The sequence below is a fragment of the Streptomyces sp. NPDC093149 genome (assembly GCF_044754145.1).
Lineage (GTDB): Bacteria > Actinomycetota > Actinomycetes > Streptomycetales > Streptomycetaceae > Streptomyces.
Genome location: NZ_JBIVON010000003.1, coordinates 561329 through 587235 on the forward strand (window position 1 = coordinate 561329; position 25907 = coordinate 587235).

22 protein-coding genes are annotated in these 25907 nt (G+C 69.9%); 16 read left to right on the forward strand and 6 right to left on the reverse strand.

Annotated elements, in window-relative coordinates:
* Positions 1–86 precede the first annotated feature (86 nt).
* Entirely contained in the window at positions 87–1586 is a 1500-nt protein-coding gene (locus ACIQCZ_RS13040; RefSeq protein WP_402281964.1) for an acyl-CoA synthetase, read from the forward strand.
* A gap of 136 nt (positions 1587–1722) precedes the next feature.
* Here ACIQCZ_RS13040 and paaK read toward each other — a convergent pair whose 3' ends face one another.
* Both paaK and ACIQCZ_RS13050 read right to left on the reverse strand, forming a co-directional pair.
* Positions 1723–3012, reverse strand: a complete 1290-nt coding sequence (paaK, locus tag ACIQCZ_RS13045; protein ID WP_402281966.1) for a phenylacetate--CoA ligase PaaK — start codon at positions 3010–3012, stop codon at positions 1723–1725.
* A 380-nt stretch (positions 3013–3392) separates the two neighbouring features.
* The gene (locus tag ACIQCZ_RS13050) at positions 3393–5021 is read right to left on the reverse strand and encodes an FAD-dependent oxidoreductase (protein ID WP_402282172.1); all 1629 of its coding nucleotides are present in this window, start codon (positions 5019–5021) and stop codon (positions 3393–3395) included.
* A gap of 269 nt (positions 5022–5290) precedes the next feature.
* Between ACIQCZ_RS13050 and ACIQCZ_RS13055 the strand changes: the two genes are divergently transcribed.
* From ACIQCZ_RS13055 to ACIQCZ_RS13085, 7 genes are all read left to right on the forward strand, one after another.
* Positions 5291–6412 carry a SchA/CurD-like domain-containing protein gene (locus ACIQCZ_RS13055; RefSeq protein WP_402281968.1) on the forward strand — a complete coding sequence of 374 codons (1122 nt, stop codon included), beginning with the start codon at positions 5291–5293 and terminating at the stop codon, positions 6410–6412.
* Between the two features lie 74 nt (positions 6413–6486).
* Positions 6487–6921 (forward strand): cupin domain-containing protein, encoded by a 435-nt coding sequence (locus tag ACIQCZ_RS13060; protein ID WP_351085870.1) that lies wholly within the window; start codon positions 6487–6489, stop codon positions 6919–6921.
* On the forward strand, positions 6918–8186 hold the full coding sequence (locus ACIQCZ_RS13065; RefSeq protein WP_402281970.1) for a beta-ketoacyl-[acyl-carrier-protein] synthase family protein: 1269 nt from the start codon (positions 6918–6920) through the stop codon (positions 8184–8186). Before ACIQCZ_RS13060 ends, ACIQCZ_RS13065 begins: the two co-directional genes overlap by 4 nt.
* Positions 8183–9433 carry a ketosynthase chain-length factor gene (locus ACIQCZ_RS13070; RefSeq protein WP_402281972.1) on the forward strand — a complete coding sequence of 417 codons (1251 nt, stop codon included), beginning with the start codon at positions 8183–8185 and terminating at the stop codon, positions 9431–9433. Before ACIQCZ_RS13065 ends, ACIQCZ_RS13070 begins: the two co-directional genes overlap by 4 nt.
* A 15-nt stretch (positions 9434–9448) precedes the next feature.
* Positions 9449–9706: a phosphopantetheine-binding protein gene (locus ACIQCZ_RS13075; protein WP_402281974.1), complete on the forward strand. Its 258-nt coding sequence runs from the start codon at positions 9449–9451 to the stop codon at positions 9704–9706.
* Between the two features lies 1 nt (position 9707).
* Complete coding sequence (locus ACIQCZ_RS13080; RefSeq protein ID WP_402281975.1) at positions 9708–10187, forward strand: SRPBCC family protein; 480 nt, start codon at positions 9708–9710, stop codon at positions 10185–10187.
* Between the two features lie 71 nt (positions 10188–10258).
* Positions 10259–10591: a TcmI family type II polyketide cyclase gene (locus ACIQCZ_RS13085; protein WP_402281977.1), complete on the forward strand. Its 333-nt coding sequence runs from the start codon at positions 10259–10261 to the stop codon at positions 10589–10591.
* Between the two features lie 89 nt (positions 10592–10680).
* Here ACIQCZ_RS13085 and ACIQCZ_RS13090 read toward each other — a convergent pair whose 3' ends face one another.
* From ACIQCZ_RS13090 to ACIQCZ_RS13100, 3 genes are all read right to left on the reverse strand, one after another.
* Positions 10681–11769 (reverse strand): methyltransferase, encoded by a 1089-nt coding sequence (locus ACIQCZ_RS13090; protein ID WP_376467769.1) that lies wholly within the window; start codon positions 11767–11769, stop codon positions 10681–10683.
* 35 nt (positions 11770–11804) lie between these two features.
* On the reverse strand, positions 11805–12872 hold the full coding sequence (locus ACIQCZ_RS13095) for a nitrous oxide reductase family maturation protein NosD (RefSeq protein WP_402281979.1): 1068 nt from the start codon (positions 12870–12872) through the stop codon (positions 11805–11807).
* A 299-nt stretch (positions 12873–13171) separates the two neighbouring features.
* Positions 13172–14800 (reverse strand): acyl-CoA synthetase, encoded by a 1629-nt coding sequence (locus tag ACIQCZ_RS13100; RefSeq protein ID WP_402281981.1) that lies wholly within the window; start codon positions 14798–14800, stop codon positions 13172–13174.
* Positions 14801–15130: 330 nt separating this feature from the next.
* On the opposite strand from ACIQCZ_RS13100, the gene ACIQCZ_RS13105 reads away from it, so the two are divergent.
* From ACIQCZ_RS13105 to ACIQCZ_RS13140, 8 genes are all read left to right on the forward strand, one after another.
* The gene (locus ACIQCZ_RS13105; RefSeq protein ID WP_402281983.1) at positions 15131–15931 is read left to right on the forward strand and encodes a crotonase/enoyl-CoA hydratase family protein; all 801 of its coding nucleotides are present in this window, start codon (positions 15131–15133) and stop codon (positions 15929–15931) included.
* A 15-nt stretch (positions 15932–15946) separates the two neighbouring features.
* A complete protein-coding gene (locus ACIQCZ_RS13110) occupies positions 15947–16888 on the forward strand; it encodes a Zn-ribbon domain-containing OB-fold protein (protein WP_402281984.1) in 942 nt (313 codons plus the stop codon).
* Entirely contained in the window at positions 16889–17941 is a 1053-nt protein-coding gene (locus tag ACIQCZ_RS13115) for a thiolase domain-containing protein (RefSeq protein WP_402281986.1), read from the forward strand.
* Positions 17934–19100: a thiolase domain-containing protein gene (locus ACIQCZ_RS13120; protein WP_402281987.1), complete on the forward strand. Its 1167-nt coding sequence runs from the start codon at positions 17934–17936 to the stop codon at positions 19098–19100. Before ACIQCZ_RS13115 ends, ACIQCZ_RS13120 begins: the two co-directional genes overlap by 8 nt.
* 103 nt (positions 19101–19203) lie before the next feature.
* Positions 19204–19446 carry a DUF397 domain-containing protein gene (locus ACIQCZ_RS13125; protein WP_402281989.1) on the forward strand — a complete coding sequence of 81 codons (243 nt, stop codon included), beginning with the start codon at positions 19204–19206 and terminating at the stop codon, positions 19444–19446.
* Positions 19447–20065: 619 nt separating this feature from the next.
* Entirely contained in the window at positions 20066–20467 is a 402-nt protein-coding gene (locus ACIQCZ_RS13130; RefSeq protein ID WP_402281990.1) for an ACT domain-containing protein, read from the forward strand.
* Between the two features lie 112 nt (positions 20468–20579).
* Positions 20580–21080, forward strand: a complete 501-nt coding sequence (locus ACIQCZ_RS13135) for a hypothetical protein (protein ID WP_018550733.1) — start codon at positions 20580–20582, stop codon at positions 21078–21080.
* A gap of 150 nt (positions 21081–21230) precedes the next feature.
* Positions 21231–23633 (forward strand): glycosyl hydrolase family 95 catalytic domain-containing protein, encoded by a 2403-nt coding sequence (locus tag ACIQCZ_RS13140; RefSeq protein WP_402281991.1) that lies wholly within the window; start codon positions 21231–21233, stop codon positions 23631–23633.
* Here ACIQCZ_RS13140 and ACIQCZ_RS13145 read toward each other — a convergent pair.
* The gene (locus ACIQCZ_RS13145; RefSeq protein WP_402281992.1) at positions 23609–25822 is read right to left on the reverse strand and encodes a germacradienol/geosmin synthase; all 2214 of its coding nucleotides are present in this window, start codon (positions 25820–25822) and stop codon (positions 23609–23611) included. The two genes, ACIQCZ_RS13140 and ACIQCZ_RS13145, sit on opposite strands and share 25 nt — an antisense overlap.
* Between the last annotated feature and the right edge of the window lie 85 nt (positions 25823–25907).

Consider the following 25907-nt stretch of genomic DNA (forward strand, 5'->3'; position numbering starts at 1 on the left):
TCAGCCAGCACGCCCGCACCCCTGTCAACATCCCGGCCGGCATCCGACCCCTTGACCGCCGGGTTCAGGCCGCACAGGATCGCGCCATGACAGGTGTACGGAGCAGCACAGTCGACGGCGTCGTGGCCCGCAGCGCCCGCCGCACCCCCGAGCGCACCGCCCTGCGGTACACGGAGAGGTCCTGGACGTACGCGGAGCTGGACACGGCCGTCAGCACCGCGGCGGCGGTCCTCACCGGCGAGCACGGGCTGCGCTTCGGCGACCGGGTCGCCTCCTACGCGCACAACTCCGACGCGTATCTGATCGGTTACCTCGCCTGTGCCCGTGCGGGACTGGTCCATGTGCCGGTGAACCAGAACCTGACCGGCGACGACCTCGCATACATCCTCGAACAGTCCGGCAGCGCCCTCGTCCTCACCGACCCGGACCTCGCCGGCCGGATTCCGGGCGCGTTCCCCGTACGCCCGCTGCGCGACGCACCGGACTCCCTCCTCGATGCCGTCGCCGCCCCGCGCCCCTTCGCCCCGGAACGCGCACCGGCCGCGGACGACCTCGTCCAACTGCTCTACACCTCGGGCACCACCGCACTGCCCAAGGGCGCGATGATGACCCACGGGGCACTCGTCCACGAGTACGTCAGCGCCATCACCGCGCTCGATCTGCGCGCCACCGACCGGCCGGTGCACTCACTGCCGCTCTACCACTCCGCGCAGATGCATGTCTTCCTGCTGCCCTATCTGGCGGTCGGGGCGACGAACATCATCCTCGACACCCCCGATGTGGACCGGATCTTCGACCTCGTCGAGACGGGGCAGGCCGACAGTGTCTTCGCCCCGCCGACCGTCTGGATCGGCATCTCCCGGCACCCCGGCTTCACCACGCGGGAACTCGGCGGCCTGCGCAAGGCGTACTACGGCGCGTCCATCATGCCGGTGCCCGTACTGGAGCGGCTCCGTGAACGACTGCCCGCGCTCGCCTTCTACAACTGCTTCGGGCAGAGCGAGATCGGCCCGCTCGCCACCGTCCTCGGACCGGACGAGCACGAGGGCCGGATGGACTCCTGCGGCCGGCCCGTCCTCTTTGTCGAGGCCAGGGTCGTCGACGAGGACGGCAAGGAGGTCCCCGACGGCACGGCGGGTGAAGTGGTCTACCGCTCGCCCCAGTTGTGCACCGGATACTGGGACAGGCCCGAGGAGACCGCGGAAGCCTTCCGTGACGGCTGGTTCCACTCCGGCGACCTCGCCGTACGCGATACGGAGGGTTTCTTCACCGTGGTCGACCGGGTCAAGGACGTCATCAACTCCGGCGGTGTCCTGGTCGCTTCCCGGCAGGTCGAGGACGCCCTCTACACCCATCCCGCCGTCGCCGAGGCCGCCGTCGTCGGGCTGCCCGACGAGCGCTGGATCGAGGCCGTCACCGCCGTGGTCGTCCTGCGCGGGGAGGCGACGGAGGCCGAACTCATCGGCCACGCGCGCGAGCGGCTCGCCCATTTCAAGGCCCCGAAAAGGGTCTTCTTCGTGGACGAGCTGCCGCGCAACGCGAGCGGCAAGATCCTCAAGCGGGAACTGCGCGACCGCTTCGCATAGGAGAACCGGCGGCTGTCCGGCGGGGTGCGGAGGGCCCAGGATTCCCCGCACCCCCGCACGCACAGGAACCGGTGGGCCGCAGCCCGGGGCGTGCGGCGAGCACACGATGGGAGCGAGCGGCCCCGGAAGGAGGACCCTATTTCCGGCCGCGCTCGTCCACGATCCGCTTGAACTTGCCCACCGACCTCTCCAGCGTCCCGGGATCGACGATCTCGACACCGACGGACACCCCGATCCCGTCCTTGACGGCCGACGTGATCGATTCGGCGGCGGCCGTGCGCTGCTCGGGCGTGGCCCCCGCGCGGGCCTCGGCCCGTACCGTCAGCGCGTCGAGGCGGCCCTCGCGGGTCAGCCGCAGCTGGAAGTGCGGTGCCACGCCCGGTGTGCGCAGCACGATCTCCTCGATCTGGGTCGGGAAGAGGTTCACCCCGCGCAGGATCACCAGGTCGTCGCTGCGTCCGGTGACCTTCTCCATCCGCCGGAACACCCGTGCCGTACCGGGCAGCAGCCGGGTCAGGTCCCTCGTCCGGTAACGGATCACCGGCATGGCCTCCTTGGTGAGCGAGGTGAAGACCAGCTCGCCCTCCTCACCCTCGGGCAGCACCTCGCCGGTGAACGGGTCGACGATCTCCGGATAGAAGTGGTCCTCCCAGATGTGCAGCCCGTCCTTCGTCTCCACGCACTCCTGGGCCACCCCGGGCCCCATCACCTCCGACAGACCGTAGATGTCGACCGCGTCGATCGCGAACCGCTCCTCGATCTCGCGCCGCATCTCCTCCGTCCACGGCTCGGCACCGAAGATCCCGACTTTCAGGGAGGTCGTCCGAGGATCGACGCCCTGCCGCTCGAACTCGTCGAGGAGCGTCAGCATGTAGGACGGCGTCACCATGATGATCTCGGGCCGGAAGTCCTGGATCAGCTGGATCTGGCGGGCCGTCATGCCGCCGGAGGCGGGGATGACCGTGCAGCCGAGCCGTTCCGCTCCGTAGTGGGCTCCGAGGCCGCCGGTGAACAGGCCGTACCCGTACGCCACGTGGACCTTCTGCCCGGGACGGCCGCCGGCGGCCCGGATCGAGCGGGCGACCACGTCCGCCCAGGTGTCGAGATCACGCTGGGTGTATCCGACGACGGTGGGACGGCCCGTCGTCCCACTGGACGCATGGATCCGCCGGATGCGTTCCTCGGGGACGGCGAACATGCCGAAGGGGTAGTTGTCCCGCAGATCCGCCTTGGTCGTGAAGGGGAAACGGGCCAGGTCGGCGAGCGTACGGCAGTCGTCCGGGCCCACCCCGGCCCGGTCGTACGCGGCCCGGTAGTGGCCGACGTTCTCGTACGCATGGCGCAAGGTCGCCCGCAACCGCTCCAGCTGGAGTGCCTCCAGCTCGTCCCGGCCCATTCTTTCCGCCTCGTCCAGCAGAGCCGTCATCCGGATCTCCTTCTTCCGAGCAGGCGACCGATCATTCGGTCGATCGTTCGGAAGCAGTAATTCAGGATGTCCCGCCCGATGGCAAGAGGGAGGACGCACCCCATTCGATCAAGCGACGTCCGGCGGTACCGATCGGCCGTGCCGAACACGACCGCGCCCTCGTTCTCGCGGGGTGGGACGAGGGGGAGCCACCCCGCGCCGACGGGTTTGCCCGTCGGAAGGCTCGGGACCGGTCGGCCGGCACGGGCGGGCGGGTACACCGTTCGTGCGTCGTCGTCGGCGCCGGGCACTTCGCACGCACCGTCCGGCCGATCGGATCCCGCAGGGAATCAGGCGTGCCTGGCCGGTGCCCGGCGCTTCGCGGTCGTCCGCCACGGTCGTCAGGGGCGGTGCAGCAGCGAGGCCAGGACCTCCTGGAGCGTGGCCTCGGCATCGGCCACCGCACCCGTCGAGCGCCAGGCCACGAAGCCGTCGGGGCGCACCAGGACGGCGCCTTCGGACGTCGTTCCGTGGAGCTCCGCCCAGTCGGCCCCGTTCTCCGGCTCCAGATCGGCGCCCGAGCCGATGCCGTACGTCCTGAGCCGCACCGACAGCCGGTCGGCGACCCGGGCCGCCGCCTGTCGCCACGCCACGTCCGCGCCGTCGGTGAGCAGCACGAGGGTCTGTTCGTACAGATCGAGAGTGGACTTGCGCACACCTTCCTGACGGACCCACAGATGCGGTGCACGGCTGCCGGGTTCGCCGTTCAGCTGCATTCCTTGCGGCACCACCGGCTGTTCCGGGTCGGCTCCGATCACGGCGCCGCGGACATAGCGGTAGCCCAGGGCCACGGTGAGCATGCCGCCCTGCCTTCCGCCGCCCACACCCGGCGCGGCGGCGTATCCCGGATGGCTGTGCTCGCTGGAGCGCGCCGAGGCCCGTGAGCTCGTCGCCCGCGCCACCGGCAGCCGCTCCGCCTCATAGGTGTCCAGCAGACCCGGGCCCGCCTCGCCCTTCAGGACGGCGGCGAGCTTCCAGGCCAGGTTGTGGGCGTCCTGGATGCCGGTGTTGGAGCCGAACGCCCCGGTCGGGGACATCTCGTGGGCCGAGTCCCCGGCGAGGAAGACCCTGCCGGACGCGTACCGTTTCGCGACCCGCTCCGCGGCATGCCACGGGGCCTTGCCGGTGATCTCGACGTCGATGTCGGGTGCGCCGACCGCCGTACGGATGTGCTCGGCGCATCGTTCGTCGGTGAAGTCCTCCAGCGTCTCTCCCAGTTGGGGCTGCCACGGCGCGTGAAACACCCACTCCTTCTTGTTGTCCACCGGCAACAGGGCCCCGTCCGCGGCGGGGTTGGTCAGATAGCAGACGATGAAGCGCCGGTCACCCAGCACATCGGCGAGCTGCCGGGAGCGGAAGGTGATGCTCACGTTGTGGAACAGATCGCCGGGCCCCGTACGGTCGATGCGCAGTTGCTCACGAATGGGGCTGCGGGGCCCGTCGGCCGCGATGAGGTAGTCCGCACGCACACTGATGTGCTCTCCGGTCTCCCGGTTCTTCAGCGCCGCGTCCACCCCCGTGCCGTCCTGGTCGAAGCTCTGCATCTCGGTGGAGAAACGCAGGTCACCACCCTGTTCGCGGGCGAGCCTCACCAGCACGGGTTCCAGGTCGTTCTGGCTGCACAGACACCATCCGGCCGGGCTGAAACGGGCCAGCCCGCCCCCCGGGTCGATCTCCTTGAACAGCCATTCCTGATCGTCCCCGGTGAGCGAACCGGCTTGCAGGATGCCGTGGTTGTCGGCAAGGACCGAGGCCGCCTCCCGGATGCCGGGCTCGGCGCCCGCCGTACGGAACAACTCCATCGTGCGCACGTTGTTGCCGCGTCCGCGAGGATGCGTCGAGGTGGACCGGTGCTTCTCGACCAGCAGGTGCTCGATCCCGAGCCGGCCGAGGAAGAGTGAGGCGGACAGGCCCACCAGGGAGCCGCCCACGATGAGGACCGGCACGCGGATGTCGACGTTCTCGTTCATCAGTTGCTCCAGCTCGGACGCCGTTCGGATGCTTTGTTCCATGCCCTTGTTCGGAGTGGTTCGGACGGTCGCTCACCTGAACGGTTCATAAATCTCGCGCCACCCGGACCAGCGTTTCACGATCGGTCACGGAGACGATGCGCGCGGTGAGCGGGGGCGGGCCGCTCGCATCCGTCGGGAGAGTCCCCGCTCCGCATCCACTCGCCAACCGACGGTTGACGGCACGCCATCCGGCCTGTCCACGACACCGTCTCGAAGGAGACCGAAAGATGACCACCACCCTCTCGGAACGGATCTCCCAGTCCGCCTTCGACGGTTCCAGGCTGCGGGTCGTGCTGCTGCTGGACCTGTACGACGGAGCCCAGAAGCAGTTCCTGGAGGCGTATGAGCACCTGCGTAATCAGGTGGCATCCGTCCCCGGGCACATCAGCGACCAGCTGTGCCAGTCCATCGAGAACCCCTCCCAATGGCTGATCACCAGCGAATGGGAGAGCGCACCCCCGTTCCTCGCCTGGGTGAACAGCGAGGAGCACGTCGCGACGGTTCAGCCGTTGCACAGCTGCGTGCGTGACACCCGTTCGCTGCGCTTCAGCGTCCTGCGGGAGACCGGGAAGGCGTTCGAGCTGGCACCGGAGGCGATCAAAGGCAGGCTGCAGGCGTCACCCCGACTGGGCGACGGGGTGGTGCGCCACGCGCTCACCTTCACCGTCAAGCCCGGCACCGAGGACATCGTGGCGAAGATCCTGGCCGACTACGAGTCCCCGAGCGCACGTGTCGACGAAGACACCCGTTTGCGCCGTACTTCGCTCTTCATGCACGGAAACCGCGTCGTGCGGGCGGTCGAGGTGGAGGGCGACCTTCTCGCGGCCCTCCGTCACGTCGCCCGGCAGCCCGAGGTCAGGGCCGTCGAAGAGGCCATCAACCCGTATCTGGAGCAGGACCGGGACCTCAGCGACCCGGACTCCGCCCGGATGTTCTTCACCCGAGCGGCTCTCCCGACGGTCCACCACGTGACCGCGGGCCGCCACAAGGCCGAGGACGTCAGCCGTCACGCGCTCTTCTACCAGGCCAAGGAGGGCTGCGGCATGGCACTCGCCCGGCTCCTCGCCGGCCACGACGAGGAGGCGGCCGACGACCCGGCGAGCATCATCGACAGCAGCACCATCTTCCAGCGCGACGACGTCGTGGTCCGCCTCCTCGAAGCGGTCGAGCCGATCGGCGCGCAGCCCGCTCAGGCGGCCGGCATCGACGGCCCCGGCAAGGTGGCCAGACTCGGACGTCTCCTCGACGGCGATGCGAACGCCGTGCCCGCGGACGACCAGGGGATCTCGCACTTCCTCGCGCAGTCCGAGATGACCCTGATCACCGATCGGCGGGCCATGGATTCCTGAACCGCGCATCCGCCCTGGGGGGTTCTCGCTCAACCCGTCAATACAACGCGCAATGTGCCAGGAGGAAAGCAGTCATGACCACGCACCGGCCACGCATCGTGGATCTCAGTGAGACGCAGCCCAACCGCAGGCGCGGGGGCGACCTTCGCGCCATGCTCACACCGACAGCGGTGGGAGCCACCAGCGGCTTCATGGGGCTGGCCATCGTCCAGCCCGGTGACCGAATCGGCGAGCACTACCACCCGTACTCCGAGGAATTCGTGTACGTCGTGAACGGTCTCCTGGAGGTGGATCTCGACGGTGAACCGCACCGGATGCGGCCCGACCAGGGCCTGCTGATCCCTCCCCATGTACGCCACCGGTTCCGGAACGTCGGCGACGTCGAGGCACGCATGGTCTTCCACCTCGGCCCGCTCGCCCCGCGTCCCGAGCTCGGCCACGTCGACACGGAGCACACGGAGTCCGCCGAGCGCGTCGCGCCGCCGGAACGAACGGAGGCCGCCTCATGACCCGCCGCGTGGGGGTCACCGGCGTGGGCGTCGTGGCCCCCGGCGGCATCGGCGTACCGGCCTTCTGGGACCTCCTCGCCAACGGACGCACCGCGACCAGGGGCATCACGCTCTTCGACCCGGCCGGCTTCCGTTCCCGCATCGCCGCCGAGTGCGACTTCGATCCGGCGGCGCACGGACTGGAAGCGGACCAGATCGCCAGGTCGGACCGGTACATCCAGTTCGCGATGGTGGCCGCCAGGGAGGCCCTCGGCGACGCGGGCCTCGACCCGGAGAAGGTGGACCCCTGGCGGATGGGGGTGTCGCTGGGCACCGCGGTCGGCGGCACCACCCGGCTGGAGCACGACTACGTCGCCGTCAGCGGCAGCGGTGCCCGATGGGACGTCGACCACCGGCCGGCCGGCGCGCATCTGGAACGGGCCTTCTCACCCAGCTCCCTCGCCTCGGCGGTGGCCGAACAGGTCGGCGCGCACGGCCCGGTGCAGACCGTCTCCACGGGCTGCACCTCCGGCCTCGACGCGATCGGCTACGCCTTCCACTCCATCGAGGAAGGCCGCGTCGACGTCTGCGTCGCCGGGGCGTCCGACTCACCCATCACCCCGATCACGGTGGCCTGCTTCGACGCGATCAAGGCCACCTCACCGAACAACGACGACCCGGAACACGCCTCCCGGCCGTTCGACGCCCGCCGCGACGGCTTCGTCATGGGCGAGGGCGGAGCGGTGCTCGTCCTGGAGGAACTGGAGCACGCGCGCGCCCGCGGTGCGACCGTGTACTGCGAGATCTCGGGCTACGCCACCTTCGGCAACGCCTACCACATGACCGGGCTGACCCCCGAAGGACTGGAGATGGCCGAGGCGATCAACCGGGCCCTCGACCATGCCCGGATGGACGGCTCGCAGATCGACTACGTCAACGCGCACGGCTCGGGCACCAAGCAGAACGACCGGCACGAGACGGCCGCCGTGAAGCGGGCGCTGGGTGCGCACGCCCACGACGTGCCGATGAGTTCGATCAAGTCCATGGTCGGTCACTCGCTGGGGGCGATCGGGGCCATAGAGATCGCCGCCTGTGTACTCGCGCTGGTCCATCAGACCGTGCCGCCGACGGCGAACTACGAGAACCCGGACCCGGAGTGCGACCTCGACTACGTGCCGCGCACGGCGCGCCCCCTGAAGCTGCGCAGCGTCCTGTCGGTCGGCAGCGGCTTCGGTGGCTTCCAGTCCGCGGTGGCCCTGACACGAACAGGTGGGAGGACACCATGAGAACCCGAAAAGCCCGGCGCACCGTCGTCACCGGCATCGGTGTCGTCGCTCCCAACGGCATCAACACCGAGGCCTTCTGGAAGAGGACGCACGAAGGGGTCAGCGCTCTCGACCGGGTCACCCGCGAGGGGTGCGAGCATCTGCCGCTGCGGGTCGCGGGCGAGGTGCGCGGCTTCGAGGCGGTCGAGCAGATCGAGGAGCGGTTCGTCGTCCAGACCGACCGGTTCACGCATTTCGCGATGGCCGCCGCGGACATCGCCCTGGACGACGCCCGGCTGGGCCGTGCCGACTACGAGAAGACACCGTACGACGTCGGCGTGGTGACCGCGGCAGGGTCCGGCGGCGGTGAGTTCGGGCAGCGTGAGCTCCAGCGGCTGTGGGGGCAGGGGCCCAGCTACGTGGGCCCCTATCAGTCCATCGCCTGGTTCTATGCCGCCAGCACCGGCCAGATCTCGATCCGCGGCGGCTTCAAGGGACCGTGCGCGGTCGTGGCCAGCGACGAGGCCGGCGGCCTGGACGCGCTGGCGCATGCCGCCCGGTCGATCCGGCGGGGCACCGAAGCGGTGGTGGTCGGCGCGGCCGAGGCACCGCTGGCGCCCTACTCGGTCGTCTGTCAGCTCGGGTACGAGGACCTGAGCCGCAGCGACGACCCCGCCCGCGCGTACCGGCCGTTCACCTCGGACGCCTGTGGTTTCGTACCGGCCGAGGGCGGCGCCATGCTGGTCGTCGAGGAGGAGCAGTCGGCGCGCCGACGCGGTGCACGGGTCCGGGCCGAACTCGCGGGGCACGCCGCCACGTTCACCGGAGCGTCCCGATGGGAGGAGTCCCGGGAGGGGCTCGCCCAGGCGATCACCGGCGCCCTGCGGGAGGCGGACTGCGCGCCGGACGAGATCGATGTCGTCTTCGCGGACGCCCTCGGCGTGCCGGCGGCCGACCGTGCCGAGGCACTCGCGATCGCCGACGCACTGGGCGCGCACGGCCGACGGGTACCGGTGACGGCGCCCAAGGCCGGCATCGGGCGCGCCTACTGCGGGGCGCCGGTGCTGGACACGGCCGCCGCCGTGCTCTCCATGGAGAACGCGCTGATACCGCCCACGCCGAACGTGTTCGAGGTATGCCACGACCTCGACGTCGTCACCGGCAGTGCGCGGCCGGCCGAACTCCGAACGGCGCTGGTGCTCAGCCGCGGGCTCATGGGCTCGAACGCGGCGATGGTGCTGCGGCGCTCCACCGACACCCAATCGTGAGAAGGAGAAGTCCTCATGACCGAACGACTGACCTATACGGAACTGGCCGTCCTGATGAAGAAGGGCGCCGGACTCACCGTGGACCCGCATGACATGGAGCAGCGCCCCGGGTCCGCCTTCGACGAGTTCGGCCTCGACTCGCTGGGTCTCCTCGGCATCGTGGGCGTGCTGGAGAACCGGCACGGCCGGGCGTTGCCGACCGACGCCGACCGCTGCAAGACCCCGCAGGAATTTCTCGACCTCGTCAACAACACCCTCATGCAAGGAGCCTGACGTGTCCGGACACACCGAGAACGAGATCACCATCGCCGCCCCCCTGGACCTTGTCTGGGACGTGACGAACGATCTCGAGAACTGGCCGCGGCTGTTCAGCGAGTACGCCTCGGTCGAGGTGATCGAACGGGACGGCGACAGGACGAAGTTCCGCCTGACGATGCACCCCGACGAGAACGACAAGGTCTGGAGCTGGGTCTCCGAGCGGACCGTCGACCGGGCCGGCCTCATGGTCCGGGCCCGCCGTGTCGAGCCGGGCCCGTTCCAGCACATGGACATCCGGTGGGAGTACTCGGAGGTCCCCGGCGGCACGAAGATGCGTTGGGCGCAGGACTTCGCGATGCGGCCCGACGCACCCGTCGACGACGCGTGGATGACCGACAACATCAACCGCAACTCCAAGGTCCAGATGGAACTCATCAGGGACAAGATCGAACAGCGCGCCCGGGAGCGCCGTACCGCCTCGGTCTCGGCCAGCTGACCCGCCGTCCGCCTCACGGCCCGGCACCCGGCAGTCCGGGTGCCGGGCCGGAACCAGAAAGGCATCCCACGATGCACCACGCTCTGATCGTCGCCCGGATGGCGCCGGGTTCCGCACCTGACATCGCCGATCTGTTCGCCGAGTCCGACAGCAGTGAACTGCCGCACCTCGTCGGCGTCACCAGGCGCAAGCTGTTCCAGTTCGGTGACGTCTATCTGCACCTGATCGAATCGGAGCGCCCGCCGGGCCCCGAGATCGCCAAGGTGACCGAGCATCCGGCGTTCAAGGACATCAGCGAGAAGCTCACCGCCTACGTCAGCGCGTACGATCCGCAGACCTGGCGCGGGCCCAAGGACGCCATGGCCCAGGAGTTCTACCACTGGGAGCGCGGTATCACCGCCTGAGGAGACGGAAATCGCCCCGGGTCCGGCCGAGAGGCCGGACCCGGGGCGATTTCCGCCGTTCCCGGGGATGGACGACCCGGACGGGGCGATCAGTCGGGGACCACGCATTCGAAGGCGTGGAGGTAGGGGTTGACCGGAACGACCCTGCCGATCAGCAGGCCGGCGTCCGAGATCCGGCCGACCAGACTCTCCCTGGTGTGCTTCGCTCCGCCGACATTGAGGAGCAGCAGCAGGTCCATCGCGGTGGTGAACCGCATCGAGGGGGTGTCGTCGACGAGGTTCTCGATGACGACCACCCTGGCCCCCGGGCGGGCCGCGGCGACGACATTGCGCAGTGTCCTGCGGGTGCTGTCGTCGTCCCACTCCAGGATGTTCTTGATGATGTAGAGATCGGCCGCGACCGGGATGGCCTCGCGGCAGTCCCCGGCCACGATGCGGGTCCGGCCGACGAGCGGCCCCTCGTCCCGCAGTCGGGCGTCGGCGCGCGCCACCACACCCGGCAGGTCCATCAGGGTGCCGTGCAGCGACGGGTGCTTCTCCAGCAGGCTCGCCAGTACGTGCCCCTGGCCGCCGCCGATGTCGGCGACCGTGGACACCCCGGTGAGGTCCAGGAGTTCGGCCACGTCCAGCGCGGACTGCATGCTGGAGGTGGTCATGGCCCGGTTGAAGACCTGGGCCGACTCATGGGCGTCCTGATGGAGGTAGTCGAAGAACCCCTTGCCGTGCACGTCCGAGAAGACGCTCCTGCCGGTGCGCACCGCGTCGTCGAGGTGCGGCCAGACCTCCCAGGTCCAGGGCTCGGTGCACCAGAGCGAGATGTAGCGCAGGCTGTTCGGGTCGTCCTCGCGCAGCAGACGGGACATCTCGGTGTGGACGAAGTCGCCGTCCGGGGTCTCGGCGAAGATCCCGTAGCAGGACAGGGCGCGGAGCAGCCTGCGCAGCGGCACCGGCTCGGTCTTCACCAGCGCCGCGAGTTCCTGCGCGGACGCGGGCGTCTCGCCCAGCGCGTCGGCGACGCCCAGCCGGGCCGCGGCGCGCACGGCGGCGGCGCGCGCCGCCCCGAAGACGATCTCGCGCAACTGCATGGCCGGCTGAGGCGGTGTGACGGGGTGCGGCACGGCGGCGTGGACGGCGGTCGAGGTGGGAGTGGGTGCGGGGGTGGGACTCACAGTGGTCATGCTGGTTCGCTTCTCCTCGTACGGGGGTGCGCCGGTCAGCACATCCCGGCCGGTGTGGACTTCGTGCAGACGTTGGCGACGAAGGTGTTGCCCTTGCCGGTGTCCCTGTTGGCCAGGTCGGCCGGCTTGTTCCCGAGCGCGACGTTGCCGCTGACGGTGTTGCCGGTGTTCTTGGTGCCCACGAAGCTCTTGAACAGCACGATGCCGCCGGAGAGCGGCGTGGCGCCCACGTTGTTGCTGATGGTGTTCGAACGGACCTGGGTGTCCGCGGCCCCGGTGAGTACGACGCCGGAACCCTGCAGGGCGGGCAGCCGTTTGGTGGCGACGCAGAACTTGTTGTTGCCGGTGATCTGGTTCGCCCGGATCGTCATGGCTCCGGCCTGCGGTCTGCCCTCGTCGCCCACGACGAACACACCGCTGCAGTTGCCGGTGAAGGTGTTGTCGTGGACCGACAGGTTCCTGACGCGCCTGGCGGTGAAGCCGATGCGGTTGTTCGTGAGCGTGTTGTCCTGGAGCTCGGTGCCGCGCGTGTCGGTGGCACCGCCCTCCTCGTCGACGGTGTTCGCGACGAAGATGCCCGCGTCGCCGTTGGCGCGGGCGGTGTTGCCCGTGAACACGCCGCGGGTGGAGCGCTCCTGGGCGATGCCCCAGACACCATTGTGTTCGGAGGTCACCCGCCGGACGGACAGCCGGTCCGTCCAGGAGGCCCAGACACCGTTCTTCTTGAATCCGGAGAGGGCGAGCGAATCGATGGTCACGCCGTCGACGGTCCGGCCCGATCGGCCCAGGACGCAGATACCGCTGCCGGTCTTCGCGCACGCGCCTGCGGACGGTGCGCTCTTCGCGGCGGGCCGGATGACGGTGTGGTTGCCGGAGCCGCGCAGGGTGAGGCCCGACTTGGTGATCAGGACGCTCTCCCGGTACGTGCCGGGCAGGACGACGACGGTGTCACCCGGCTTCGCGGCGTCCACCGCCTTCTGGATCGACTGGCCGGGCCGCACCACGTGGGCGTTGGCGGCTGAGGCGGGCGGAATTGCCGCGCCGAGTCCCGCGGTCGAGGCGACCACGACCGGGACGAGGCTCTTGAAGTGTCGTTTCCTCATGAACCGAAGCTATGGGCGTTTTCCCCCTGTTGCCACATAGGGTGAGCGGTTGGAGACCCTACGCGCCCGAACGGCTCACGCCGGGCCCGGTGCCCGGCGCCCGGTGCTCCGCGGCCGGTTCGGACCTGCGGCGGCGCAGTCGGGTGATCCGGGCCGGAACCGAGCGGCCGGCCGCAGGACGAACCGGGCCGGCCGCCGTTCGGGTGGCCGGCCGCAGGATGAACCGGGCCGGCCGCCGTTCGGGTGGCTCGCCGTCCGCGACCCGGCCGCGGCCCCGCTCGTGGCCCCGTGCCCGGTCCTCAGTCCTCGTTCCCGCGCCGGGGCGCCACGACCGAGCGGGCCCACCGGTAGTCGGCCTTGCCGCTCGGGGAGCGTTGGATCTGCCGGGCGATCACCAGCCTGCGAGGGATCTTGTAGCCGGCCAGGCGGGTCCGGCAGTGCGCCTGGACATCGTCGAGCGAAGGCTCGTCCGCCCCCTCCCGCAGCTGGACCACCGCCGCGACGTGGTTCCCCCACCGCTCGTCGGGCACGCCGGCGACGAGCGCGTCGTACACATCGGGATGGGCCTTCAGCGCCTGCTCGACCTCCTCGGGGTACACCTTCTCGCCGCCTGTGTTGATGCACTGCGAGCCCCGGCCGAGAACCGTGACGATGCCCTCCGCGTCGACGGTCGCCATGTCGCCGAGCAGGACCCACCGCTCGTCGCCCCGGTGGAAGAACGTCTCCGCGGTCTTGCGTGGATCGTTGTAGTAGCCGAGCGGCACATGGCCGCGCTGGGCGATCCTCCCCTGCTCGCCCGGGGCGACCGGCTCGTACGTCACCGGATCGACCACTTCCGTACGGGAGTTGACCTGGAGACGAAACCCGTTCCGCGGCCCCGAGTCGGCCGTCGCCGTGCCGTTGAACCCGGACTCCGACGAGCCGAAGTTGTTGAGCAGCATCACCGTTGGCACCAAGGCCTGGAACTCGGCACGCACCGAGTCCGACATGATCGCGCCCGAGCTGGAGATGGAGAACATCGACGAACAGTCGGTGCCCTTCAGCGGGCCCTTCAGCGCGTCGATCAACGGCCGCAGCATCGCGTCGCCCACCAGGGACACGCTGGTGACCTTCTCCTTCTCGATCGTGCGGAGCACCTCTTCCGGGACGAACTTGCGGTGGATCACGACTCGTTGTCCGAAGTTGAATCCGATGAACGCGGTGAGCGTCGAGGTGCCGTGCATCAGCGGGGGAGTGGGGAAGAAGGTGATCCCGTCACCGCCCGCGGCCACCCGCTCGGCGAGTTCCTGCGGGGACTTCACCGGCTCACCGGTCGGCGCGCCGCCGCCGAGGCCGGAGAAGAAGAGGTCCTCCTGGCGCCACATCACACCCTTGGGCATTCCTGTGGTGCCTCCGGTGTAGATGATGAACTGGTCGTCCGCCGAGCGTGGTGGGAAGCCGCGCTCCGGGCTCCCCGACGCCTCGGCGTCCGTGAACGCCACCGCGTCCGGCCCGGTGACGCCCGCCACCGGAGCCCCCACGCGGACCAGATGACGGAGGGTCGGAGCCTTGGGTGCGGCGGCCGAGACCCTTTCGTCGAACTCGGCGTCGAAGACCAGCGCCGCCAGATCCGCGTCACGGTAGAGGTAGACCAACTCCTCTTCTACATAGCGGTAGTTGACGTTGACCGGCACGATGCGGGCCTTGAGGCAGGCCAGCACCGTCTGGAGGTACTCGACTCCGTTGTAGAGATGAAGCCCCAGATGCTCGCCCGGCGTGACGCCCGCCTCGATCAGATGGTGGGCGAGGCGGTTGGCGGCCGCGTCGAGCTCCGCGTACGTCAGCCTGCGCTCCGCCCCCGTACCGGGATGGTCGAGGTAGACGAGCGCCTCGCGTTCCGGGACCGCGTCGACGACCGACTCGAACAGGTCGGCAAGGTTGTACTCCACCGTTCCTCCTGACCCCGGAAGCTGACTGGCTCGGCGGTCATTAGAGCGCCGGGAGGCACAAGTGGGAAGGGGCCCACCGAAGAAATCTGACTGACTGTCAGCTAACTATTGAACTGGACCCCCGCCTACTGCAACCTGTTCTAGTGCCCCTCCCGGCAAGCTTTGCTCCGTCGCGCCGTCCAGCACGCACGCTCGCGGCGTTGGCCAAAAGTCCTTGTAGCGGAGCTACCAGGACTTCCGGCCGCCTTGCGATCGCACGCACTGGACGGCACTCCTCACGGGGCAAACATTGCCGGTCACGGCACCAGGTCTTGAGACGGGAGGCAGGCAATGGGTGGTACGGAACACCTCACCGTGCGGCGCGAGGGCGCCACGCTGGTGCTCACCTTGAACAGGCCGGAGGCGAAGAACGCCCTCTCGCTGCCGATGCTGGTCGGGCTGTACGACGGCTGGCTGGCGGCCGACGAGGACGACGCGGTCCGCTCGGTCGTCCTCACCGGCGCAGGCGGCTGCTTCTGCGCGGGCATGGACCTCAAAGCCCTGGCAGGCAAGGGGATGGAGGGCGAGCAGTACCGCGACCGGATGACCGCCGACCCCGATCTGCACTGGAAGGCGATGCTGCGCCACCACCGACCGCGCAAGCCGGTCATCGCCGCCGTCGAGGGCCACTGCGTGGCGGGCGGCACCGAGATCCTGCAGGGCACCGACATCCGCATCGCCGGGGCGAGCGCCACCTTCGGGCTCTTCGAGGTCCGGCGCGCCCTCTTCCCCATCGGAGGGTCGACGGTACGGCTGCCGCGCCAGATCCCCCGGACCCACGCCCTCGAAATGCTCCTCACCGGACGTCCGTACAGCGCCGAGGAGGCGGCCGCCATCGGGCTGATCGGACGAGTCGTCCCCGACGGCGCCGCGCTGGAGCAGGCCCTTGAGGTCGCCGAGCGGATCAATGCCTGCGGTCCGCTCGCCGTCGAAGCCGTCAAGGCGTCCGTGTACGAGACCGCGGAGATGACCGAGTCCGAGGGACTCGCCGCCGAACTGAAGCGCGGCTGGCCGGTCTTCGCCACCGCCGACGCCAAGGAAGGCGCCCGCGCCTTCGCCGAGAAGCGCCCGCCCGTCTACCGGCGCGCCTGAGCCAAGGAGGCAACCGTGCCCGAGATCCTCAGCGCACCGCTGGTGCTCGAATTCCCCTTCACCCGATCCCTCGGTCCCGTCCAGAGCGCCTTTCTCACCGGACTGCGCGAACGCACCGTCCTCGGCGTCCGGACCAGCGGGGGAAAGGTCCTCGTCCCACCGGTCGAGTACGACCCCGTCACCGCTGAGGAGATCCGCGAGCTGACCGACGTCTCCGATACCGGCACTGTCACCACCTGGGCCTGGAACCCGGCCCCGCGCCGCGGTCAGCCCCTCGACACCCCCTTCGCCTGGGTCCTCGTCAGGCTCGACGGGGCCGACAGCGCCCTGCTGCACGCCCTTGCCGCGTCCGGCCCCGAAGCCGTCCGTACCGGCATGCGGGTGAAGATCCGCTGGGCGCCCGAACGGACCGGTGCCATCACGGACATCGCCTGCTTCGAGCCCTACGACGGGGAGGCCGGCCAACCCGTACCGCGCGGCGAGGAGTTCACCGATCCCGTCCGCGGCATCGTCACCCCGGCCCGTCTCGACTACCGCTACACACCGGGCCGTGCCCAGGGCGCCTACATCAGCGCGCTCTCCGAGCGGCGCATCGTCGGCGAGCGCTGCCCGTCCTGCGCCAAGGTGTACGTTCCGCCCCGCGGTGCCTGCCCCACCTGTGGTGTCGCCACCACGGAACAGGTCGAGGTCGGCCCGCGCGGCACCGTGACCACGTACTGCATCGTCAACATCAAAGCCAGGAATCTCGACATCGAAGTGCCCTACGTCTACGCGCACATCGCCCTCGACGGGGCCGACCTCGCACTGCACGCACGGATCGGCGGTATCCCGTACGACCAGGTGCGCATGGGCCTGCGGGTCGAACCCGTCTGGACCGAGGGCGGGCGGCACCCCGATCACTACCGGCCGACCGGAGAGCCGGACGCCGACTACGACGCGTACAAGGAGCTGCTGTAGATGCGAGACGTAGCGATCGTCGCCTTCGCGCAGACGGACCATCTCAGGCGCACCGACGAACTCTCCGAAGTCGAGATGCTGATGCCTGTCCTCCACCAGGTCCTGGACGCGACCGGTCTCAGGGCGAGCGACATCGGTTTCACCTGCTCCGGGTCGAGCGACTATCTCGCGGGGCGGGCCTTCTCCTTCACCATGGCGCTCGACGGTGTCGGCGCCTACCCACCGATCTCCGAGTCCCATGTGGAGATGGACGGCGCGTGGGCGCTGTACGAGGCCTGGGTGAAGATCCGGACGGGCGAGGCCGACACCGCGCTCGTCTACTCCTACGGCAAGTCCTCGCCCGGTGAGGTGCGCGACGTCCTCACCCGTCAGCTCGACCCGTACTACGTCGGACCGCTCTGGCCGGATTCCGTTGCGCTCGCCGCGCTCCAGGCACAGGCGCTGATCGACGCGGGCGACACCGACGAGGCCGCCCTCGCGGCGATCGCCGCCCGGAGCCGCGCCGCCGCCGCAGGCAATCCGCATGCCCGGATCGCAGGCCCGGTCCCGGCCGACGCGTACGTCGTGCAGCCGCTGCGGACGCGTGACTGCCCACCGGTCCGCGACGGCGCGGCAGCCGTCGTCCTCGCCGCCGGTGACACCGCACGGGCCCTGTGCGCCCGCCCCGCCTGGATCCGCGGAATCGACCACCGTATCGAGGCCCACAGCCTCGGGGTCCGCGTACTGACCGAATCACCCTCCACCCGACTCGCCGCCGAGCGGGCCGGGGTGTTCGAACGGCCCGTGGACACAGCTGAACTGCACGCGCCTTTCACCTCCCAGGAAGTGGTGCTGCGCAAGGCGCTCCGACTGGACGACGGCGTCACCGTGAACCCGTCCGGCGGCGCGCTCGCCGCCAACCCCGTCATGGCCGCCGGACTCATCCGCCTCGGCGAGGCGGCGGCCCGCATCCACCGCGGCGAGTCCGACCGGGCACTCGCCCACGCCACCTCCGGGCCCTGCCTGCAACAGAACCTGGTCGCCGTACTCGAAGGGGAGAGCGCTCATGCCTAAGGAGCCCGTGGCCGTCGTCGGCATCGGCCAGACGAAGCATGTGTCGGCCCGCCGGGACGTCTCCATCGCAGGACTCGTCCGTGAGGCCGCCGTCCGCGCTTTGGAGGACGCCGGGCTGACCTGGGCGGACATCGACGCCGTCGTCATCGGCAAGGCCCCCGACTTCTTCGAGGGCCTGATGATGCCGGAGCTGTACCTCGCCGACGCGCTCGGCGCCGTCGGCAAGCCGATGCTGCGGGTGCACACCGCGGGCTCGGTCGGCGGCTCCACCGCACTGGTCGCCGCCAACCTGATCTCCGCACGGGTGCACCGCACGGTCCTCACACTCGCCTTCGAGAAACAGTCCGAGTCCAACGCCATGTGGGGCCTCTCGCTGCCGATCCCCTTCCAGCAGCCGCTGTTGGCGGGAGCGGGAGGCTTCTTCGCCCCGCACGTCCGGGCGTACATGCGCCGCACCGGGGCGCCCGACACGGTCGGCTCTCTCGTCGCCTACAAGGACCGCCGCAACGCGCTGAAGAATCCGTACGCGCACATCCACGACCCGGACATCACCCTGGAGAAGATCCGGTCCGCACCGATGCTGTGGGACCCGATCCGCTACTCGGAGACGTGCCCGTCCTCCGACGGGGCCTGCGCGATGATCCTCACCGACCGGGCCGGAGCGGATCGTTCGCCGTATCCGCCCGCCTGGGTGCACGGCGGCGCGATGCGCAGCGAACCGACGCTCTTCGCCGGCAAGGACTTCGTCTCGCCGCAGGCGGGCAAGGACTGCGCCGCCGATGTGTACCGGCAGGCCGGGATCAGCGACCCGCGACGGGAGATCGACGCCGTCGAGATGTACGTGCCGTTCTCCTGGTACGAGCCGATGTGGCTGGAGAACCTCGGCTTCGCCGCCGAGGGGGAGGGCTGGAAGCTCACCGAGTCCGGTGTCACCGCGCTCGACGGCGACCTCCCGGTGAACCCGTCGGGCGGGGTGCTCTCCACCAATCCCATCGGCGCCTCCGGCATGATCCGCTTCGCGGAGGCCGCGCTGCAGGTACGGGGTCAGGCGGGCGAGCACCAGGTGGCGGGGGCACGGAAGGCGCTCGGCCACGCCTACGGCGGCGGGGCGCAGTTCTTCTCCATGTGGCTGGTCGGAGCCGAGCCCCCCACCCGCTGACCGCAGGCCGCCCCGGACCGGAGGAAGCCTCCCCGGCGGCCTGTTCCGGGCCACCGACGATGGCTAGGCTTCGGCCCGGGACGATTGAGCGGGAGGAGCCGACGTGGCGGAGAGCACCACCACCCAGCAGCCCTTTACGGGCTGGGACAAGCCGGACCTGGACCTGAGCAACGCGGACTGGCGGTCGGGCAGTCAGGGCGCGGGCGATGTCCAGATCGCGTTCGTCGAGGGGTTCATCGCGATGCGCAACGCCGGCAGGCCCGGCAGCCCGTCGCTGATCTTCACCCCGGCCGAATGGCGTGCCTTCGTGGTGAACGCCCGCGACGGCGAATTCGACCTCACCTGAGCGCCGGACGCCCGGCGAGCTTCGGTGCCACAACAGCTCGCACAGCCAACCATCGTTTTTCGGCAGGTGAGTTGAGGCGTGCGTGCCTGCGTCGCTTGTCACCCCGCCGGAACTCCGCACCCCGCAAACGCGCCGTGCAGAGCGTCCGGCCCGACGGTACGAGATCCGGCTCCCGCTGCAGGCGCGCCGACGACCCGCGCATCCCGGCGTCGCCGTCCGTGAGGCCGGTGAGAGGCTGCCCGGCCGTCCGAGCAGCGACTCGGTCCCGGCGCCGATCCCCGCCGATGCCGCACAGCTCCTTCCTCTCGACGAGGCGCTGCGCCGGCGCGGCGCCGGCCGTGCCACGACCGGACCGGGCGCCGGAGCGCGATCCCGTCGCCCGTGACCACCCGACCGGCGCAATCGCGGGACGGAACACCCTGCCCGCCGGCCTCGCCCGCGCGGCCATCGGATTCCTCGCCGGACCGGACCGCGTGGTGCTGCGCGCCTGCCACGTTTCACGCCGCGTGCGTTGTTCACGAGAAACCATCCCTCCAGGAGCGGTGCAGGCCGTCCTGCGGCAGCCCCGCCCGCGTCGCACACCGGCATGAGCGTCACCGCGCCACGTAGCGTGGTGGGCGTGACAGGCGAGCGCGATCTTCGAACCCTGCTGAGCGGCATGCGGCCGGAGCTGAACCCCGGCCGGTATGTCTTCACCACCACGCCCCGCGAAACGGTGCCCGAGGGCGCCGACCCGGTCGTCACGGTCACCGAGCCCGAAGGGCTCACCCTGGTGCTGCCCGAGGAGCAAGCCGTCTCGGCAGGTCTGCGTTACGACTACGTGGCGGGTTGGATCACGCTCCGTGTCCACTCGGCGCTGGACGCGGTGGGGCTCACCGCCGCCGTGTCCCTGGCACTCACCGATGCCGGGCTGAGCTGCAATGTGGTGGCCGGATTCCATCACGATCACCTGTTCGTTCCGTACGACCGCGCCGACGAGGCCGTCGGGGTGCTGAAGACACTGGCCGCGGAGACCGGCTGACGGCGGGGCCGCGGAGGCCTCGGGGCCGGTGCGCCGGGCTACGGCCCCGACCGTGCCCCGGCCTGCGCGGACCCGGCTCCGCAACGTGAGCCCGGACACGTAACATGTCTGCATGTCCTTCCTCCGCCGCCGTAGCGCCGCCACACCCGCGGGCCCCGACTTCGACGTCCTGGCCATGGATCCGGGGGACTGGCCCGGAAACCTCGGCGCCGGCCTGCTGCCTGCCCCCGACGGGAGCTGTCAGGGCGTCTTTCTGCGCTACGACCTGTTCGGCGGCCGCGGCCCCGCGATGATCATCGGCAATCTCCCGGAGGGTTCGCCCGCCCGCGAGACCGAGGAGGGCCAGGTTCCGTTCGAGGTCGCCCAGCTTCTGCTCGCGCTGGAGAACGACGAACCGGTCGAGGTCACCGGTACCGAGGACATGCCCGTGATGCAGGGCGACAACCTCTTGATCGTCCGCCGCGTCAAGCTCTCCGAGAGCCGGATCTCCTGCGTACAGTTCGACCGAAGCGACGGGGTGCTCGTCACCATCGCCAGCTGGGACCGGCCGATCACCGACGATCTGTACACCCTGCTGAAGCCCCTGCCGGCCGAACTGTTCCAGCAGGGCTGATTCCGCCCTTCGCCTTGGCCGCCCGTGCCCGACGGGCGGCTGCGGAACACCCACCTCGTCCATCTGTCCAAGTGTTCGCGGCCTCTGTCCATGAGGCCGCTTTGTCATGTGCCTTGCCGGAGCAATCGTCGGACCTTTACCGTCGGCGGCATGACATCCGGGATGACGCGACGCACCACAGTGAAGACAGTGATAGGCGCAACCGGCGTTCTGGCGCTGGGAATCCCCGCCGCCTCAGGAACGGCAGTGGCTGCCGGTACCTCCGATGAATCGAAGGGAGCGAAGAGTTCCACTCACCCGAGGACATCGGTGGAACCGACGCTCCGGTACCACGCCCCGGCCGCCGGCTGGGAGCGTGAGTCCCTGCCCATCGGCGGTGGCGCTCTCGGCGCGAGTGTGTACGGGACGCTCGCATCGGAGCGGCTCACCTTCAACGAGAAGACGCTGTGGACCGGCGGCCCCGGTTCCGCGGAGGGCTACGACTTCGGGAACTGGACCACGCCCAGACCCGACGCCCTCACCGGCGTCCAGCAGCGCCTCGACGGTCAGGGCTCTCTCGACCCGGACGCCGTCGCAGCCGAGCTCGGCCAGGCGCGCCGCGGCTACGGTGCCTACCAGGTCTTCGGTGACCTGTGGCTGGATCTGCGCAACGCCCCGGCCGCCCCCGACACCTCCTACCGGCGCACCCTCGATCTGCGGAGCGCTCTTGCCGCCGTCACCTACGCACACCAAGGAGCCGCCCACACAAGGGAGTTCTTCGTCTCCCATCCGGGCCGGGTCATCGCGGGGCGCCTCGGCGCAGACCGTCCGGGACAGGTGTCGTTCACCCTGCGGTACAGCTCGCCGCGCAGTGACTACACCGCCACCGCCGACAAGGACCGGCTCACCGTGCGTGGTGCGCTGAAGGACAACGGCCTGCGCTTCGAGGCCCAGGTCCGTGTCCGGACCAGCGGTGGTACCGTCACCGCCGACCCGGACGGCACCCTCACCGTCACCGGAGCCGACAGCGCCTGGTTCGTGCTCGCCGCGGCCACCGACTACGCCGACCGCTATCCGGCCTACCGCGGCGACGACCCGCACAGGGCGGTCGCCGCCGCAGTGGACTCCGCCGTCCGGACCTCGTACGAGAAGATCCGCGACGCCCATGTGCGCGACCATCGCGCCCTCTTCGACCGGGTCACCCTCGACATCGGCCAGGAACTGCCCGACCTGCCCACCGACCAGCTGCTCGCCCGGTACACGGACGGCACGAGCCCCGCCGACCGGGCCCTGGAGGCGCTGTTCTTCCAGTACGGCCGCTATCTGCTGATCGCCTCCTCGCGGGCCGGATCGCTGCCCGCCAACCTCCAGGGCGTCTGGAACAACTCCACCACCCCGCCGTGGTCCGCCGACTACCACAGCAACATCAATCTGCAGATGAACTACTGGCTCGCCGAGGTCACCAACCTCGCCGAGACCACCGCACCGTACGACCGCTACATCGAAGCGATGCGCGCCCCGGGCCGGAAGACGGCGAAGGAGATGTTCGGGACGGCCGGCTGGGTCGTGCACAACGAGACCAACCCGTACGGCTTCACCGGCGTCCATGACTGGTCCACCGCCTTCTGGTTCCCGGAGGCCGCCGCCTGGCTCACCCAACAGATGTACGAGCACTACCGGTTCAGCGGTTCCTCCGACTACCTGCGCTCCACCGCCTACCCGGCCATGAAGGAGGCCGCCGAGTTCTGGCTGGCCAATCTGCGCACCGACCCGCGCGACGGACTGCTCGTCGTGACCCCCAGCTACTCTCCGGAGCACGGAGACTTCACCGCAGGTGCGGCGATGTCCCAGCAGATCGTCCACGACCTCCTCACCAACACCCTGGAGGCCGCCCGGATCCTCGGCGATGCCCCCGCCTTCCGCGGCCGCCTGGAAGCGGCCCTCGACCGGCTCGACCCCGGACTGCGGATCGGGGCCTGGGGCCAGCTCCAGGAATGGAAGACCGACCGGGACGATCCGGCCGACACCCACCGCCATGTCTCGCACCTCTTCGGCCTCCACCCCGGCCGCCAGATCGAACCCGGCACCAACTGGGCCGAAGCGGCGAAGGTCTCCCTCCGTGCGCGCGGCGACGGCGGCACCGGCTGGTCCAAGGCATGGAAGATCAACTTCTGGGCGCGGCTGCGCGACGGCGACCACGCCCACAAGATGCTCGCGGAACAGCTGAAGAACTCCACCCTGCCCAACCTCTGGGACACCCACCCGCCGTTCCAGATCGACGGCAATTTCGGCGCCACCTCCGGCATCGCCGAGATGCTGCTGCAGAGCCAGCACGATGTCATCGAGATCCTCCCCGCGCTCCCGGCGAGCTGGCCGGACGGATCGGTGCGCGGACTGCGCGCCCGGGGCGGCTTCACCGTCGACATCGAATGGGCCGCGGGACAGGCCCGCCGTGTGGTGATCACGGCGAGCCGCAGCCGCGAAGCGACCGTCCGCAGCACGCTGTTCGCGAGCGGCGAGAAGGTCTTCAAGGCGCGTGCGGGCGGGCGCTACACGCTGGAGGCCGAGGGCTGAGCGAACAGCGCGGTCACCCGCGCCGCCGACACACCGAGCCCCGTGGGACCCCCGAGTCGCCACGGGGCGCCGGCGCCCCGCCGCAGATCCTGCTCGCGGTAGCGCCGGCAGCCCCGGTGCCAGATCAGGATCCCCGCGATCCAGTGCTTGAGCTCTCGAACGTACCCGGCCAGGATCTCCCTCGCTTCCGCGTCGAGCCCGAAGTCGTCGTACAGCAAAGGGAGTTCCCGCTCCGCGACATGCAGGAACTGACGCAACCGCGACCTCATCAGGTCGTGCACGATCGCCACCCCGGTCGGATAGTCCACGCCGAAGAAGTTCTGCACGACCAGGACACCGTTGTGCACCTCACCGTCGTACTCGATCTCCTTCTGGTACGAGAACAGGTCGTTCATCAAGCACGCGTAGTCCGCTGCCGCGTTCTCCAGCGAGCGCAGCGGACCGCTGTGGTGGATCTCGTCCGGCACCTTCCTGCCATGGCCCAGTCGGCACAGACTCATCGTGAGGTCGGAGCCGAAGGTCATGCGTCGCATCTCGATGTAGTCCACCGGGTCCGGGATGCGGTTCTGCGCCTGGTTGGCCAGCTCCCACACCCAGCTCGCGGTCATGTCCTCGACCGCTTTCCGGAACGCCCGGCGGCCGCTCGCGTCCATCGGCGCGCAGGTGCGCGCCCACAGATCGGCGAGCCCCCGCTCCAGCGCGTTGACCGGCTCGGGCGTCGCGGCCCCGTCCAGGGGCATGAACAGTGACAGACGCTCGATGGCGAGCCGGGCGCCGGCCGGATCGCCGGGCCGCCCGTGCACGACCGGGAACCAGTCGTCCCCGTACGTTCCCCAGGTCAGCCACTGGGAGGACAGATCCAGCTCCTCCGGCGTCGCGTCCGGGTGCAGACCTGCCGCGCACAACGGCAGATCGGTCGCGACGAGCCGCTCCTCGTCCCAGATGTGCGATCCGGGCACGCCCGGCTGCGCCTCCAGGATTCCCGTGCGACGCGCCCAGTCGACGATCCGTACCCGCGCCCCGTCCAGATGCGGGCTGAGTGTCGTGCCGAACGGCAGCTCGAAACCGGGCAGCAGGGACGGGCCGACACGCTGATGGGGCACATGGCTGTGGCTGCGCAGCCGGGCCCTTTCCGAGCGGGGAGTGAACCGGATCGACGCCGCGGCCATACCGAAGCCGGACGCGGCCCGACCGGCCCCGCCCTCGTTCATGTAGCGGCTTGAGCGCATGTGCCACTCATGGCCGCCCGACTGCCAGTCCTGCAGCCCCTTGACGTACGCCAGAACCGCCGCGGTGTCCGCCGGGTCGAGCCCTTTCTGCGCGCAGAGCGGGCCGAGTTCGGTGAGCGCGGTGTTCTCGAACTGCTGGAGCCGTGACGTCAGCAGATCGTTCACCGCCTCGGCTGCCTCCTGGGTGGAGCAGCCGAGAAAGTGCTCAAGGACCAGCACGCCATTGCTGTTCTCCCCCTCGTCCTCGACCTCCCGCTGGTACGAGAAGAGGTCGTTGCGCAGATGCACGCCGTCGGAGAAGGCGTCCCGCAACACCCGTAGCGGGCGTTCGCCGGCCACCGACTCGGGCACCTCCGCGCCCGCCGCGTATTCCACGAGTCCCGCCGACCACGGGGCGCCGCCCACCTTGCGGCGCATCTCGATGTACTCGACGGGGTTGGCGATACGCCCCTCGTCGATGTTGGCGAGCTCCCACAGCGACTCGTCGAGCAGGTTCTTCGTCGCCTCGGCGAACCGGACCCGCCAGGCGTCGGACATGCCCGGCACCGTCCGTGCCCACAGGTCGGCCAGTCCCGCCTCGACCGGATTCGTGGGCTCCGGCATCGGAGCATCGCGGTCCATCGGCATGAACGCAGGCAATCGCTCCAGATACCGCTTGCCGCCCTCACGGTCGCGGGTGCGCTTGAAGAGCTCCAGGAAATGGTCGTCGAAGAAGAAGACCCACACGTACCAGTCGGTGACCAGCGAGAGTGCCTCGGACGAGCAGTCGGGGTGGGTGTACGCGCACAGCAGCGCGTAGTCGTGGGAGTCGAGGTCCCTCTCCTCCCAGATTCCCGAACCCTCCAGCATCCCTATGGCGCGTGCCCACTTCTTGGTATGCGCTCGCGCCTCCTCGACATGGGTGTTGAGCCGTGCCGGATACGGAACGTAGAAGTCCGGCAGGGTGAAGGGCTGAGCCATGTGCGTCCGGCCTTTCCGAGATCTCCGCACGGCGAACGCCGCACGGACCGGTGGTGTCCGCGCGAGCACTACCCTTCGTCCGTTC